This window comes from Pseudomonas sp. NPDC077408 (assembly GCF_050269105.1).
Taxonomy (GTDB): domain Bacteria; phylum Pseudomonadota; class Gammaproteobacteria; order Pseudomonadales; family Pseudomonadaceae; genus Stutzerimonas.
Map to the genome: position 1 here is coordinate 589,793 of NZ_JBNNHS010000001.1, position 14,931 is coordinate 604,723.

At 59.2% G+C, this 14,931-nt stretch carries 16 protein-coding genes; 5 read left to right on the forward strand and 11 right to left on the reverse strand.

Going from position 1 to position 14,931, the window contains the following annotated elements:
* Positions 1-25 precede the first annotated feature (25 nt).
* Genes ACQKEK_RS03015 through purM form a run of 4 tightly spaced genes read right to left on the reverse strand, consistent with a single transcriptional unit; the run spans position 26 to position 3,176 of the window.
* Positions 26-691: a COG3650 family protein gene (locus tag ACQKEK_RS03015; RefSeq protein WP_128119400.1), complete on the reverse strand. Its 666-nt coding sequence runs from the start codon at positions 689-691 to the stop codon at positions 26-28.
* A gap of 57 nt (positions 692-748) precedes the next feature.
* Complete coding sequence (locus ACQKEK_RS03020; RefSeq protein WP_127838830.1) at positions 749-1,459, reverse strand: DUF3108 domain-containing protein; 711 nt, start codon at positions 1,457-1,459, stop codon at positions 749-751.
* Between the two features lie 8 nt (positions 1,460-1,467).
* Positions 1,468-2,118, reverse strand: coding sequence for a phosphoribosylglycinamide formyltransferase (gene purN, locus ACQKEK_RS03025; protein WP_499140976.1), 651 nt, complete (start codon positions 2,116-2,118; stop codon positions 1,468-1,470).
* Positions 2,118-3,176, reverse strand: coding sequence for a phosphoribosylformylglycinamidine cyclo-ligase (purM, locus tag ACQKEK_RS03030; RefSeq protein ID WP_499140977.1), 1,059 nt, complete (start codon positions 3,174-3,176; stop codon positions 2,118-2,120). The genes purN and purM overlap by 1 nt, the downstream gene beginning before the upstream one ends.
* 328 nt (positions 3,177-3,504) lie before the next feature.
* Between purM and ACQKEK_RS03035 the strand changes: the two genes are divergently transcribed.
* The 3 genes from ACQKEK_RS03035 to hda all read left to right on the forward strand — a co-directional run bounded on the left by ACQKEK_RS03035 (position 3,505) and on the right by hda (position 6,555).
* Positions 3,505-4,641: a DUF2066 domain-containing protein gene (locus tag ACQKEK_RS03035; RefSeq protein WP_499140978.1), complete on the forward strand. Its 1,137-nt coding sequence runs from the start codon at positions 3,505-3,507 to the stop codon at positions 4,639-4,641.
* Positions 4,642-4,765: 124 nt separating this feature from the next.
* Positions 4,766-5,854 (forward strand): AI-2E family transporter, encoded by a 1,089-nt coding sequence (locus ACQKEK_RS03040; RefSeq protein ID WP_499140979.1) that lies wholly within the window; start codon positions 4,766-4,768, stop codon positions 5,852-5,854.
* Positions 5,851-6,555: a DnaA regulatory inactivator Hda gene (gene hda, locus ACQKEK_RS03045; RefSeq protein WP_045428765.1), complete on the forward strand. Its 705-nt coding sequence runs from the start codon at positions 5,851-5,853 to the stop codon at positions 6,553-6,555. The genes ACQKEK_RS03040 and hda overlap by 4 nt, the downstream gene beginning before the upstream one ends.
* Positions 6,556-6,746: 191 nt before the next feature.
* Here hda and ACQKEK_RS03050 read toward each other — a convergent pair whose 3' ends face one another.
* From ACQKEK_RS03050 to arsC, 3 genes are read right to left on the reverse strand one after another with little or no spacing between them, the layout of a single operon-like run.
* On the reverse strand, positions 6,747-7,157 hold the full coding sequence (locus tag ACQKEK_RS03050) for a DUF2069 domain-containing protein (protein ID WP_499140980.1): 411 nt from the start codon (positions 7,155-7,157) through the stop codon (positions 6,747-6,749).
* Positions 7,150-7,755, reverse strand: a complete 606-nt coding sequence (gene wrbA / locus ACQKEK_RS03055) for an NAD(P)H:quinone oxidoreductase (protein WP_064481954.1) — start codon at positions 7,753-7,755, stop codon at positions 7,150-7,152. Before wrbA ends, ACQKEK_RS03050 begins: the two co-directional genes overlap by 8 nt.
* The gene (arsC, locus tag ACQKEK_RS03060) at positions 7,752-8,105 is read right to left on the reverse strand and encodes an arsenate reductase (glutaredoxin) (protein WP_499140981.1); all 354 of its coding nucleotides are present in this window, start codon (positions 8,103-8,105) and stop codon (positions 7,752-7,754) included. The genes wrbA and arsC overlap by 4 nt, the downstream gene beginning before the upstream one ends.
* Positions 8,106-8,266: 161 nt before the next feature.
* Here arsC and ACQKEK_RS03065 point away from each other — a divergent pair, with 161 nt between their 5' ends.
* On the forward strand, positions 8,267-9,487 hold the full coding sequence (locus ACQKEK_RS03065) for a virulence factor BrkB family protein (protein WP_045428756.1): 1,221 nt from the start codon (positions 8,267-8,269) through the stop codon (positions 9,485-9,487).
* Between the two features lie 35 nt (positions 9,488-9,522).
* Positions 9,523-9,984, forward strand: a complete 462-nt coding sequence (locus ACQKEK_RS03070; protein ID WP_128119393.1) for a TlpA family protein disulfide reductase — start codon at positions 9,523-9,525, stop codon at positions 9,982-9,984.
* 27 nt (positions 9,985-10,011) lie between these two features.
* Here ACQKEK_RS03070 and ACQKEK_RS03075 read toward each other — a convergent pair whose 3' ends face one another.
* From ACQKEK_RS03075 to ACQKEK_RS03090, 4 genes are all read right to left on the reverse strand, one after another.
* The gene (locus ACQKEK_RS03075; protein WP_128119392.1) at positions 10,012-10,584 is read right to left on the reverse strand and encodes a lytic transglycosylase domain-containing protein; all 573 of its coding nucleotides are present in this window, start codon (positions 10,582-10,584) and stop codon (positions 10,012-10,014) included.
* 8 nt (positions 10,585-10,592) lie between these two features.
* Positions 10,593-11,540, reverse strand: a complete 948-nt coding sequence (locus ACQKEK_RS03080; RefSeq protein WP_499140982.1) for a hypothetical protein — start codon at positions 11,538-11,540, stop codon at positions 10,593-10,595.
* An 8-nt stretch (positions 11,541-11,548) separates the two neighbouring features.
* Entirely contained in the window at positions 11,549-13,264 is a 1,716-nt protein-coding gene (locus ACQKEK_RS03085) for a proline--tRNA ligase (RefSeq protein WP_499140983.1), read from the reverse strand.
* Positions 13,265-13,428: 164 nt separating this feature from the next.
* Positions 13,429-14,718, reverse strand: coding sequence for an OprD family porin (locus ACQKEK_RS03090; RefSeq protein WP_499140984.1), 1,290 nt, complete (start codon positions 14,716-14,718; stop codon positions 13,429-13,431).
* Positions 14,719-14,931 lie beyond the last annotated feature (213 nt).

Below are 14,931 nucleotides of genomic sequence, written 5' to 3' on the forward strand. Positions count from 1 at the left end.
GGCGCCAGGCTGCGCCTCGATTGATTCAGTCTTGGCGGGCGCCGCCGTAGTAGGCGCAGCCGCGTAAGGTCTGGCCGTCCAGGCGTAGCTCGGCAGTCAGATGGCTGACTGCGCCGGTTGCGCTGTCCAGGCAGCGTTGCGGGGCTACCCACAGATCGAGGCGCTGATCGTTGGCTTCGGTGCTGAAGCTGGTCTGCCCACTGGGCAGTTGCTCTTCCAGATAGGGCAAGGCCAAGGCCGGTTGGCCGGGACGCTCAAGGAGCAAGCCGCCGCTGGTGATCTTCACGCTCCAGCCTGGCTCGTGACCCGTCGCGCGCAGGAGCAACCGGTTGAAAGTGTCGTCGCTGCAACCCGGCCCCTCTGTCTGCAGGCGATACACCTGGGTCAGCTGAAACTGGTCTCTATCGCCACTTTGGGTTATCAAACTGCCACGGATGTCGGCAAATAAAGGCTGGTTGCTTCCGACCATCAGCGCCTGTGCATCGTCGGGCAGTCCTGTCGCGCCGCTATCGAGCAACGCGAGGTCGCGTCGGCCCTGGCAACTGCTGAACTGCAACCCGCCGTCCTGCTGGGTGATGGTGCCCTGCAGACGCTCGGTCGGTCGCGCCGGAGGCTGGTCGTCCCATTGCAGTGACTGGCACCCGGCAAAAACCGGTAGGAGACTGAGCAGTAAAGCGCGAGGTGCGATCATGGGCGGGCTCAAATTCAGGCGGGGCAATGCTGCGCCAGTGGGGCTGGCGCAGATGGGTCAGCTACCTTTGACGGGTCGGCCGTCGACGGTGCCTTCTTCGAGCATGATCTGGTACTCCTTGCCGTCCTTTTCGACCTGATGCAAGCGGACGAGCATGTAGTCCCAATTCTTCGCGAACCAGAGGATGGTCTGTCGCTTGCTCTGCGTCGGATCGCGCACGCGCTCGACCTTGATCGCATCGACCTGACCGGCCTTCGTGCTGACTTTTTCCTCACCGAGGACGCGGAAGTCGTAGGTTTCGATCTCGTCGCCATCTACGACCTGATAGCTCATGCTCTTCTCGCCCGCTGCAACCGCGTGCTGAAGAGCGATCTGATAGGTGGACTTGTCCAGCAGGCCGCGATTCAGCGGAAGCTTCACCGGGTCACCACGGTCTTCTCCGACTACCTGCTTGGCTTGCCAGTCAAAGTCGTGCTCGATGGATTTTCCCTTGCCCAGTCCGCTGCGTTTGAGTCGGTATTTCTGCGGTAGGAAGGTCTCGCCTTCGACTGTGAAAACGCTGCGCTCATTGAAGCTGGCGACCAGCATCGAGGCTTCGAAATCCAGCTCCCAGGTATTGTCATCGCGTTTTTCCAGGCTGCGCTGGGCTGTGCCACTGACAGGTACCTGTTTCCAGTCCGCGGTGTAGCTAGCGGAGAAAGGCTTCAGCTCAAGGGCCTGGACCGGCAGGGCCAGCACGGCGAGAGCGAGCAGCAAGGCACGACGCATAATGTCTCCTAGATTCTTAATAGATGGCCGGTGGCCGGCAACAGCATGTCGTCCAGCATCGCGCCTTGTGTGGCAAGGCGCAAGCGGCCCTCGGCGAACCAGTGAACTGCCAACGGATAGATAATGTGCTCGGCTGCATGCACTCTATCGGTCAGCTTGTCGATGCTTTCGTTGGGTTCAATCTTTAAGCAGGCCTGTATGGCCACAGGGCCGCCGTCGAGCTCTTCGGTAACGAAGTGCACGCTGCAACCATGTTCCCGGTCACCGGCGTCGAGTGCCCGGCGGTGGGTATCCAGTCCCTTGTATTTCGGTAGCAGGGACGGATGGATGTTGAGCAGGCGACCCTGGTAATGGCGAACGAAGCCTGCGGTGAGAATGCGCATGAAGCCGGCTAGCACCACCAGCTGCGGCTGGTATGTGTCGATGATTTCCATCAGAGCCGCATCGAATGCTTCGCGGTCAGCAAAATCCTTGTGCTGCACAACGTGCGTATCGATGTTGGCCGCTTGCGCACGCTGCAGGCCGAAGGCCTCTGCGCGGTTCGAAACCACCGCGCGGATACGCGCGGGGCTGTGGTCTTCGTCGAGGCTGTCGATCAGAGCCTGGAGATTGCTGCCAGACCCAGAGAGCAGCACGACGACATTACAAGGTGCGTGCATTACTGGGTTTTCAGGTTGTTCAGCAGGACGCGTTCAGCACCTTCGTCAGCTGAGCCAATTTCGCCGATGACCCAGGGGGCTTCGCCGGAGGTGCGTAGATTGGCGAGCACGGCTTCGACCTGATCCTGGGCGACACAGATCACCATGCCGACGCCACAGTTCAATACTCGATGCATTTCATGCTCATCGACATTGCCTTGCTGCTGCAGCCAGTTGAAAACGGCCGGACGCTGCCAGCTGGCGACATCTATGACCGCCTGGCTGCCTTCGGGCAGAACGCGTGGGATGTTGTCTAGTAGACCGCCACCGGTGATGTGCGCCATTGCTTTCACCGCACCGGTTTCCTTGATGAGCTTGAGTAGTGGCTTCACGTAGATACGTGTCGGCGCCATCAACAACTCGGTGAGCGGCTTGCCGTCTAGTTGCGTGTTTTCGATGTCGGTGCCGGCTACCTCGATGATCTTGCGGATCAGCGAATAGCCGTTGGAATGTGGGCCGGACGACGGAAGGGCAATCAGCGCATCGCCAGCGGCTACTTTTGAGCCGTCGATAATTTCACTTTTTTCCACCACGCCGACGCAGAAGCCGGCCAGGTCGTAATCTTCACCTTCATACATACCGGGCATTTCCGCGGTTTCGCCGCCCACCAGCGAGCAACCGGCCAGTTCGCAGCCTGCCCCGATACCCGTTACAACCGTTGCGGCGATGTCGACGTTGAGCTTGCCGGTGGCGTAGTAGTCGAGGAAGAACAGCGGCTCAGCGCCGCAGACCACCAGGTCATTCACGCACATGGCGACCAGATCCTGGCCAATGCTGTCGTGCTGATTGAGGTTCAATGCCAGGCGCAGCTTGGTGCCCACGCCATCGGTGCCCGAGACCAGCACGGGCTGCTTGTAACCAGCCGGAATTTCACAGAGCGCGCCAAAGCCGCCCAGGCCACCCATGACCTCAGGACGAGCGGTGCGCTTGGCCACGCCTTTGATGCGTTCGACCAGCGCTTCGCCTGCATCGATGTCGACACCGGCGTCCTTGTAGCTGATGGAGGGTTGCTTGCTCATAAGAATCCGGACCTGTGAAGGGAAGTGCGGGGGCGACCGGGTCAGAATCAGGTTTCTGTCGCGACGCTGCGAGGGCGCCGGACCGGTCTGCGGAAAGCGCGCGATTTTATCAGGCTTGCCGCACAGCGACCATCCCGCGATCGGGGATGTCGAATAGGTGTGGCAGGGACAGGCAAGGTATTTCCGCGGTGCGATACGCAGCCTATGACTGCTGCGGTTGCCCCGAGTTAGGTGCCTGTTTAAGGTATAACGCATGATTATCCCGAACCCGGTCGCCGCAAGGGGCCGGCAGGCCCTCATGACTGGCTAGCCAGCGAGTTTTTAAAATATGCGCGTAACTTCCCGTCTTCTCGCCCTGTGCTGCGCAGTTGTGTCCGCTCATAGCATGGCGGCACCCGTCAGCGATCTCTACAAGGTGCGTGAACCGGTTGCCAGCCAACAACCAGCCGAGCGCGAAGAGGCGCTACGAAAAGCATTCGATACGCTGGTGCTGCGTCTGACCGGCGACTCCAGCTCTGATCAAGAGGCTGTTGTGCAGTTGCGCAACGATCCGCAGCAGTTGGTGAGCCGCTACGCCTATGAGGGCGACGCAGTTGTCGTTAACTTCGATCCGGTGACTACCGAGCGTGCGCTGCGGTCAGCCGGGCTTTCATTATGGGGCGCTGAGCGCCCGAGCATCCTGACCTGGTGGCTCGGAGAGTCGGCTAACGGCTCGCAGCTTGTTGGCGATGCGCAGGAGGGCTCCTCCGACTTGCGGGCGGCCGCCCAGCATCGTGGCTTGCCGTTGCGTTTGCCGTTGGCCGATCTGAGTGAGCAGCTCGTGGCCACCCCCGAGACCGTCACCGCGAAGGATCCACAGGCGCTTCGCGAAGTATCGGAGCGGTACGATGCAGATGGGCTGCTAACCGTCATGGCTAAACAGTCCGGCGAAACCTGGCAAGCCAACTGGCGCCTCTGGGTTGGTGACAAACAGACGCAGGGTAAGGCGAGTGGCGACACCCGATCCGCGCTGGCCGATGAGGTCATGCTCGCTGTAAGCACATTCCTGGCGCCGCAGTACCGCGTTAAGCCCGGCGACAGAGCGGAGATCACGCTAGAGGTGCTTGGGGCTGACGTGGAGCGTTTCGCCGAGCTAGATCACCTGCTTGAACCCTTCGGTGCACGCTTGCAGCGGGTCGAAAGCGATCGGCTGGTGTATCGCCTCAACGCCAGTCCAGAGCAACTGCGGGCTCAGCTGGCCTTGGCGCGACTGCAGGAAGTCGCCCCCGATGAAATTGACATGCAAACGATAGACGCCGCGGGCGCCGATGCTGACGTCGAGCCCATCGGCGACGGTGACGTGTCGGCCGGAGACGCTGAAGCGCAGCCAAGCAATGCCCAATCTCCTCTCGACGAGCCTGGCGCACCGGCAAGCGAGCAATCCGAGCCGGCAGATCAGGGCACGTTGCTGCGCTACCGTTGGTAGCGTTTATCCGCCCGACAGTAAATCGGAGTGGGCTTTGCCACCCATGGCACTCATCGATTCACGATTTCCCCTTCCGCCTGCTGTAGCCAGCGGCCTCAGATCACCCAAACAAGACGTTTAGAACATGACCATTACCCACAACAACCGCTGGCTATGGCTGGTGGCGCTGTTTTTGATTGGCTGGTTGATCTATCAGCTATCACCCATCCTTTCGCCTTTTCTGGTCGGCATCCTGCTGGCTTATCTGGGCGACCCACTGGTAGACCGGCTGGAGCGTTGGAAGCTGTCCCGAACCTGGGGTGTGATTCTGGTTTTCACACTGTTCACACTGCTGTGTCTGTTGCTGCTGCTGGTGTTGGTTCCGATGCTCGGCAAGCAGCTGATGCATCTCTATGAGCTTGCACCGCTGGGCCTGGACTGGCTGCAGCTTACGGCGCTGCCCTGGGTGCAAGCGCGGTTTGGCCTCGACGAGGATTTCTGGCGCGTCGATCAGCTCAAGAGCGCGTTTTCCGCCAATCTCGGCAGCACCAAGGACGTGGTAGCGATCATCCTCAGTCAGGCTACGGCTTCGAGCATCGCTTTGCTGGCCTGGCTGGCGAATCTCCTGCTGGTGCCGGTGGTGTGTTTCTATTTACTGCGGGACTGGGACCTGATCATGGCCAAACTGCGCACGCTTCTACCGCGGCGGCGCGAGGATGCTGTCATGGCGCTGATGCGCGAATGCCACGAGGTCATCGGCGCCTTTCTGCGTGGACAGCTGCTGGTTATGTTGGCGCTGGCTGTCGTCTATTCCGCTGGTCTCATGTTGGTCGGTGTCGAATTGGGACTGTTGATCGGTGTCTTGGCTGGCCTAGCCAGCATCGTGCCGTACATGGGGTTCGTGGTGGGCATAGGCGCGGCAGTGATTGCCGTGCTGTTCCAGTTTGGTCTGGAGCTCTATCCCCTGCTGGGCGTCGCGGCGGTGTTCACAGTAGGGCAGATGATGGAAGGCATGCTGCTAACCCCGCTGTTGGTGGGTGACCGTATCGGCCTGCACCCCGTTGCGGTGATCTTCGCGGTGCTGGCTGGGGGGCAACTGTTTGGTTTTACCGGCGTGCTCCTGGCATTGCCAGTTGCGGCGGTGATCATGGTCCTGCTGCGCCATGTGCATGATCTCTATAAACTCTCGGATCTTTATGCAGAGCCGCCGGTCGACCCGCCCCGCCAACCATGAAACCCATTCAGCTTCCCCTGGGCATTCGTCTTCGTGACGATGCCACCTTTGCCAACTTCTACCCGGGCGCCAATGCGGCCGCGCTTGGCTATGTCGAGCGAGTCTGTTCGCCTGCGGCTGGTTGGTCCGATGAATTGATCTATCTGTGGGGCGGTACTGGCGTCGGGCGCAGTCATTTGCTTCAGGCTGCATGCTTGCGCGTCGAACAACGTGGTGAACTGGCCGTGTATCTGCCGTTGGCGGAAGTGGCGGAATACGGCCCGGCGCTTCTGGATGATCTGGAACAGAGCGAGCTGGTCTGTCTGGATGATCTGGATGCCATAGCGGGCGATCCGGTGTGGGAAGAAGCCTTGTTCCATCTGTTCAATCGGCTTCGCGATAGCGGTCGGCGCCTGCTGCTCGCCGCAGATGCCTCGCCGCGAGAGATCGCTGTACAGCTTCCAGATCTCAAGTCCCGTTTGAGTCTATCGCTGGTGTTTCAACTGCAGGAACTCTCGGATGAGGACAAGCTGCGCGCCTTGCAGCTTCGAGCATCGCGCCGCGGTCTGAATCTGCCGGACGATGTCGGCCGTTTCATCCTCACTCGCGGTGCCCGCAGTATGAGCGCATTGTTCGAGTTACTCGACCGGCTCGATCAGGCCTCCCTACAGGCGCAGCGGAAACTGACCATCCCGTTTCTCAAGGAAACGCTCGGCTGGTAGGAACGCTGGCAGCAGGCTGTCGAGTCGGCCCGGCTTTGCAGGTCAGTACGGCCAAGCTGAACCGAAACGTCGTCATGCGGCTCACCCGAGAGTAGGTTGAACTGCTGGAGTAGGGTGGGCTTCAGCCCACCGACGCTGTCCAACGTTACCTGAGAACCTGGCGCCTCGCCTCGCTGTGCCTCCTGCTCGTCTCAGCTTTCGCCAGCCGCTTTGCGACCGTACTGATAAGCCCAACGGGTATAGAGCAGGGCGCTTATGAAGAGCGTCAGGCTGATAGTTGCTTCCAGCCAGCCGTAAACCATCCGGGTCGGGTTGATCGCGGCAAGCACGCCTTGAATGAAGTAGATGTTGACGATAAAACAGGTCCAGGCATGGGCGCGCGGGCTTCCGGAGATCATGCCAGGGGCCACCAGAAGGAGTGGAATCAGCTGAATGCTGACCACCACCCAGGTGCGCGCGCCGTGCAGGTCGGCAAATGCCAGGTTCCAGACGACCAATAGCACGGCCAGCCCAATGAAACTGGCCAGGCTGATCGCGCGGCTGAGTTTTACCCGTGGCGTCAGCCATTCGAGCGACGGCAGGGGTTTCGGCTTTCTAGCCACGGTTATTCTCCAGACGCTTGGCGGTTTCCGCGAGGCGTTGGCCTAGTGCGCGGCAAAGACTGATTTCATGCTCATCTAATGCACGCTTGCCATCTGCTCCGGCATGGTGACTGGGGCCGTAGGGGGTGCCGCCGCCACGAGTTTCAAGCAAGGCGTTTTGGCTGTACGGCAGGCCGAGCAGCAACATGCCGTGGTGCAGTAGGGGTAACAGCATGGACAGCAACGTGGTCTCCTGACCGCCATGCAAGCTGGAGGTCGAGGTAAACACGCCAGCAGGTTTACCGACCAGTTCGCCGGTCAGCCAGAGTCCGCTGGTGCCGTCGAGAAAGTATTTCAGCGGAGCGGCCATGTTGCCGAAGCGGGTCGGGCTACCAAGAGCGAGGCCGGAGCAATGTTTCAGGTCATCCAGCGTTGCGTAAATGGCGCCATGCTCGGGAATCGCAGGCGCAACCGTCTCGCATTCGGCAGACACGGCCGGTACGGTGCGCAATCGTGCCTCAAGCCCTGCCTGCTCGACGCCTCGGGCAATTTGCCGGGCCATTTCCGCAGTGGCGCCGTGACGGCTGTAATACAGCACAAGGACGTACGGTGCACTCATGGCAGGATCTCCAGTACCTTTTCCGGCGGTCGTCCGATCACCGCCACATCACCGGCTACCAGTATCGGCCGTTCGATAAGTTTAGGGTGAGCGACCATGGCGTCGATGATCTGCCCATCAGTGAGCGTCGGGTCGGCGAGGTTCAGGGTTCTGTACTCTTCCTCGCCGCTGCGCAGCAGCTGGCGTGGGCTGATGCCCAGCTTGGCAAGTATCTGCTTGAGCTCTGCAGCCGACGGAGGCGTTTCGAGATACCGGATGACGGAAGGGGAGAGGCCGCGTTGTTCGAGCAGTTCCAGGGCAATTCGTGATTTCGAACAGCGTGGGTTGTGGTAAAGGATCAATTCGGTCATTTGGGTTGCTTCGCGCCAATTTAGGTGGCCATTCTAACCCTCAAAGCTGTGGCGCTTGAAACGGTGGTCGCGGAGGGCTGTCTGCCAAGGTAGGCTTTTACTTGCTACAGGCCTGCGGGTAACCGGGTTTCGGCGATCGCGACTGACACCGAGGGGATTGAATGCAACAGCGGATCAAGGATTTTGTGGAGTTCGGTCGTTTCTTGGTGCAGCGCTTCCTCGCGGATCGCGGCCCACACAGCGCTGCCGCATTGACCTATACCACCCTGTTCGCGGTGGTGCCGATGATGACGGTGACGTTCGCCATGCTTTCCGCCATTCCTGCGTTTCAGGGGATCGGTGAGCAAATCCAGATATATATCTTCAGCAACTTCATTCCTTCCACGGGCGCTACCATTCAGGACTATCTGGTCGCCTTCACTGATCAGGCGAGGCAGCTGACCTGGTTCGGTGTGGGGTTTCTGATGGCAACCGCGCTGATGATGCTTTTGACCATCGAAAAGGCGTTCAACGTTATCTGGCGCGTGCGCCAACCGCGCCGTGGGATCTCAAGCTTTCTGTTGTACTGGGCGATCCTTAGTCTCGGCCCGTTGCTGTTGGGTGCGGGGTTTGCCATGAGCACCTATATCACCTCGTTGTCGCTGATATCGGGCCCGCATGCGCTGATTGGCGCGCGCACCGTTTTAAAAGCGATGCCCCTGTTGCTCAGTGTCGCGGCATTCACATTGATCTATGCAGCTGTGCCGAACACTCGAGTGCCGCTGCGGCATGCATTGGTAGGTGGGACGTTTACCGCTGTGCTTTTCGAAACGGCGAAGCAATTGTTCGGTTTGTATGTCAGCTATTTCCCCAGCTATCAATTGATCTACGGGGCGTTTGCCGCAGTGCCGCTGTTTCTGCTGTGGGTCTATCTGTCCTGGATGATCGTATTGTTCGGGGCGGAACTGGTCTGCGGATTGTCATCGTCACAGCAATGGCGACGCCGCTCGGTACCGCGGCTGCTGGTCATGCTCGGGTTGTTGCGCGTGCTTTACGAAAGTCAGCAGGCCGGGCGAGAGGTGCGTTTACGCGATGCCCACCGAAGCGGCTGGAAGCTGCCGGAGGACGAATGGGATGAGATCCTCGAGTTCTTCGAGCGGGAGCAGCTTGTTTGTCGGACCGGCTCTTCCGGTTGGGTGCTCTGTCGCGATCTCAACAGCTACAGCTTCGATCAGCTGTTGCGCTCCAACCCCTGGCCTCTCTCGGGTAAGCAGGCGCTACCGGAGCATCTGGATGAGCCCTGGTACCCAACGCTGCGTCAATCCATGGAGCTGCTTCAGCGCGAGCAGGCCAGCCTGTTTGGTGGTAGCGTCGCGGATTGGCTGCAGTCGCAGCGCGTCTGAACGAGCCGATACTCAGCATCGCAAGGAAAACGAACATGAACAGAGGACTCAGCGGATTGCTTGGTGCCTTCGCCTGCTTGATGCTGGTGGGCTGTGGTGAGGATTGGGGGGCGGACCAGCACGGCGCTAATGTCACTGCGCAGCAGCTCGACGGGCAGTGGCTGCTGATCAATTACTGGGCCGAATGGTGCGGCCCTTGCCGAACCGAAATTCCCGAACTGAACGCACTGGACCAGTCGCGGGACGACATCACGGTACTGGGCGTGAATTTCGACGGGCTGCAAGGCGACGAGCTGGTCGCTGCGGCCAAGCAGTTGAACATCAATTTCAGGGTGCTCAGCGTCGATCCGGCGGAGCGGTTGGGCCTGCCACGCAGTGCAGTGCTGCCGGTCACCTATATTGTCGATGCTGGCGGGGAAGTCCGCGAGAGTCTGGTGGGTGAGCAAACGGCGGAAGGGCTGCTCGCCAGGCTGGATAAACTACGGAGCGAGGGGTAGTGACTATTCGGGCGCTGGCGCCCGTCGTCAAGGCTTGACGTACCAGAAATCCTGCCAGAAGCCGATGACCTTTGCTGGGTAGTGATGTTTGCCGAGGCTACCGTTATAGCGTGCCAGCGCTCGGTTGATGTCACCATTTTCCTTCTTCAGGTAGTAGCTGAGGATGGTGCAGCCGTAGCGAAGGTTGGTGGCGTTGTCGGTCAGGTTGTCTTGCGGCCGACCCAGTTCGGCTTTCCAGAAGGGCATTACCTGCATCATGCCTTGCGCGCCGACGCTGGAGATGGCGAAACGGTCGAAGTGACTTTCCGCATGGATCAAAGCCAGCACAATGTCTGGTTTGAGCGCTGCTTTGCTGGCCTCCTGATGAACCAACCGCAGTAATGTCAGCCGCTCCTGCGGGTCGGGAACGTAGCGCTTGAGGCGGGTCGACATATCGAGCAGCCAGACTTCTGCGTCAAAGCGATCCTGAAAGCTCTCAGCTTCTGCTACGGTTCGCTGCATCAGTTCGCGAAGCTCCGGCTCGGGTGCCTGGCGAACAGTCGCAGCGACTGGCCAGGCAACCACCAGCATTAACAGCCACAGGAGTCGGAGCGGCTTCATGACGCGGCCTAGTCGCCTTCGCCTGGATCGTGTGCCTGGCGACCGGCATCCTGCATCAGGCTCCGGAGAAACTCCTGCTGCAAATCTGGGTCGTTGCGGGTCAGCTCAATCAAGCTCTGTTCAAGCTCGCTGGCTTCCTCCTCGAGACCAAGCTCTGAAAGCCGCTTGACGCGATGCACCCATTGATTGACATCGTCACCTTCGAGGTCATCGAAGATCAGGTCGTGCGCTTCGAGAAGCTTGCCACGCAAGGCGCGACTGACAAGAAGCGTGGCGTCAGCTCGGGTGCCGTCCTGCGGGTCTTCGACCCGTAGCTGAAGCTTGCCGACCTGGCTGATGTCCTGATCGGCGAAGGGGCCATCAAGTAGATTCAGGCGCAGCACGCCGTTGCGATCGGTGCTCAGTTCGTGCGTTTCGTTGGCCGCAACGACCTGCACCGAGCGCTCAGCCCAAGGGAGGCTGGAGTACTCGAGCCGGGCGTCGCGTCGCTGCTCGTCGAGGCTGGCAAGGTTCTGCTGCGAACGGCCGTTGGACTCAACATTAACGAACGGATTGAGGCCCGCAAAACCGTAGCTGATCCAGTCGCGAGTGGCGCTTTCCGGTAGGTTGCCGAGCAACACTACATTGAGCACATTGGCGCCAATACCTGCGACCACCGCAACAGCGCCCAGCGGAATTTCGTATAGCTCGCGCCAGGGTTGATAGGGTGTATAGCGATCATAGCGGCGTGTCACCTCGAAGTCGGTGACTTCGAAGGTCTTCTGGTCGAGTACGCGGATACGTCGCTGTGGCAGCTCGAGCAATGGCGCGCCCACCTCAATGCGCAGACTGTGGTCGAGCAGTTTGCGTTCGGTACGGGCTTCTTGTTCGCTACGTTGAGGCAGCTGATTGGCGCAGCCACCCACAAAAAGCGCCATGCAGAGCATGGCGCAAGTTGAAGCACTTCGGTTGAGCATGATTTCCGTCAGCGGCTGGCGCGGGAATTGATGAATTCGAGAATGTCGGCAGTAGGGATGGCCTGGCTTTCGGCATCGCGGCGATGCTTGTATTCCAGAGTGCCATCGGCAAGCCCGCGGTCGCCTACAACGATGCGATGCGGTATTCCTACCAACTCCATATCGGCAAATTTGACGCCTGGACTGGTCTTTTTGTCACGGTCGTCGAGGAGAACGTCGTAGCCAGCAGCGGTGAGTTCCTCGTAGAGCTTATCGGTTGCTTCGCGGACGGCCTGGTTTTCGTACTTCATCGGGACCAGCGCGATCTGGAACGGGGCGAGGGCCTCGGGCCAGATAATGCCGCGCTCATCGTAGTTCTGCTCGATGGCGGCCGCGACGACACGGGACACGCCGATGCCGTAGCAGCCCATGGTCAGAATTACAGGCTTGCCGTTTTCACCCATCACGCTGCAATTCATCGCCTGGCTGTACTTGGTACCCAGCTGGAAGATGTGCCCGACTTCGATGCCGCGCTTGATGATCAGCGTGCCGACGCCATCTGGGCTTGGGTCGCCTGCAACTACGTTGCGCAGGTCCGCCACCTCAGGTAGCGGCAGGTCACGCTCCCAATTGACGCCGAAGTAGTGCTTGTCCTCCTGGTTGGCTCCCGCCACGAAATCGCTCATTAGCGCCACAGAACGATCAATGACGCAGCTGATCGGCAAGTTCAGCGGGCCTAGCGAGCCAGGACCGGCACCCATAATCGCGCGGATTTCCGCTTCGGTCGCGAATACCAGCGGTTGTGCGACCTGAGGCAGGTTCGCCGCCTTGATCTCGTTCAGTTCATGGTCACCACGAACGATCAGTGCAACCAGTTGGTCCTTCTCAATGCTCCGCACAAGCAGGGTTTTGATCGTTTTTTCAATAGGCAGCTGGAACTGCTCGACCAGTGCAGCAATGGTCTTGCAGTTAGGGGTATCTACCAGGCGGAGCTCTTCGGTCGCAGAGCCGCGCTCAGTCTCGCGGGGGATCGCCTCGGCCTTCTCGATGTTAGCCGCGTAATCGGAGCTGTCGCTGAATGCGATATCGTCTTCACCGGACTCGGCCAGTACATGAAACTCATGCGAGCCCGTGCCGCCAATAGAGCCGGTATCCGCCTGGACAGGTCGGAAATTCAATCCCAGTCGCGTGAAAATCTTGCAGTACGCCTCATGCATCCGGTCATACGTTTCCTGCAGTGACTGTTGGTCAGCATGGAACGAATAGGCGTCCTTCATGATGAATTCGCGCCCGCGCATCAGGCCGAAGCGAGGACGGATTTCATCGCGAAACTTGGTCTGTATTTGGTAGAAGTTGATCGGCAGTTGCTTGTAGCTGTTCAGCTCATTGCGCGCCAGGTCGGTGATGATCTCTTCATGAGTCGGGCCAACACAGAATTCGCGGTCATGACGGTCTTTCAGACGCAGTAGCTCTGGACCGTACTGCTCCCAACGGCCGGTTTCCTGCCAGAGTTCAGCAGGCTGTATCCCTGGCATCAATACTTCCAGCGCGCCGGTCTTGTTCATTTCTTCGCGAACGATAGCCTCGGCCTTGCGTAGCGCGCGCAGCCCCATCGGCATCCAGGTATAGAGGCCGGACGCCAGCTTGCGGATCATCCCGGCACGCAGCATCAGCTGATGGCTGATGACAACGGCGTCAGAAGGGGTTTCTTTAAGGGTCGAGAGCAGGAACTGACTGGTGCGCATGTGGGCCGTTGTGTCCTTGCAGAGCGTAGAATTTGGCTCGGCATTGTACGGTGGCGATACTCTGGCGTACAGAATCGTTCCGATGGCGTGCGTCTGCAAGAATGAAGAAGCCCGGCGAGTGCCGGGCTTCTTGTTTAGCTCGAGTTACAGCTCATGGGCCTGTATTACAGGATGCTCAGCGGGTACTCGACGATCAGGCGGAGGTCGGTCAGGTCGGTGCCGTTAACAGGGGCGTAGTCGCTGTCGGACCAGTACTTGGCGTGACGGAGGCGGAGCGAAAGATCTTTCGCTGCACCGTCCTGTACGACGTACTTGGCTTCAACGTCCCACTCGCGTTCCTTACCTTCGCCAGTAGCTGTGGAGATGTCCCAGCCTTGCGCGTAACGGGTCATGAAGCTCAGGCCCGGGACACCATAACTAGCCATGTTCAGGTCGTAGCGAGCTTGCCAGGATTTCTCGTCTTCGCCGTTGAAGTCGGAATACTGAATCGAGTTAGCCAGCCAGACGGTACCGCCGCCGTCATCGCCGTAGATGTAGCCAACACCGTCAACACCGCCATGCGACTGCTGGTAAGCAACGGTTAATTTATGCGCATCGAACGCATAGGTACCAGCAAGGCTCCAGATAGTGTTGTCTTCGTCGTTGGCAGTGCCGACGTACTCCGACTCATACTCGCTTTGGTAAATATTAAAATCGAACGCAAGCGACTGTTCGCCGCCCAGATCCATGTTGTAGTTGACGTTGCCGTAGTATTTCTCGAAAGCGTCTTGCAAGTCGGAGTAATACAGCGAAGTGCTTAGGTTATCGCCGAACGCGTAAGTACCACCGACGAAGATGATTTCGTCTAGTCCCAAAGCGTCATGGCTGGATTCGCGTTGAGCGCTCAGCGCGGTGAAGCGACCTGCATTCAGCTCCAAGCCTTCGATTTCACTGCTGGAAATGAGGCCGCCCTCGGCTGTTTCAGGAAGCAGACGGCTGTCGTCTGTCGAGAAAACAGGCACGGCGACAAACTGCGTGCCGTATTTCAGGACGGTGTTGGATACGCGGAATTTCACGGCCGCGCCAGCTTGGGAATAGTCATCGGCAACGTGCTCGTCGCCTTGTACTGCTGGGAATATGCCGTTGCCCTGACGGCCGCGGCCGGTGTCCAGTTTAACGCCAAGAAGACCGATCGCATCGACACCTACACCTACGGTGCCTTGGGTGAAGCCGGATTCGAAGGTGCCGATGAAACCGTGGCCCCACTCTTCGCGATAGCTCTGACCATTGACTGCAGGAGTACCACCGGCACCGTTATCACGGAAATCACGGTTCATATACAGGTTACGGTTCAGAATCGTCAGGCTGCTGCCTTCGACAAAGCCTTCCGATTCGGACTGGCTGGACGCCAGCGCCATTTGCGACGTGCCGGCCGCAACGGCCATGGCGATAACGCTCCACTTCATCACTTTCATCGTGATTGCTCCTTTGGTTTCAAATTGGTGCTTGCTTTCCTGCGTGCGCCGGAAAGAGGCATCTTTATTTTCGGTATACAAGCTCAATTGAGTCCTTCGTTTGCCTAGCTGGTCGTGACCTGCAGCAAGCCTGGAATGTATTTCCGAGAATTACTGTGTAGCTGGGTAAACTAGCGCGAGCAAGCTTAACTCAGCTATTTATGATTTTCTTCC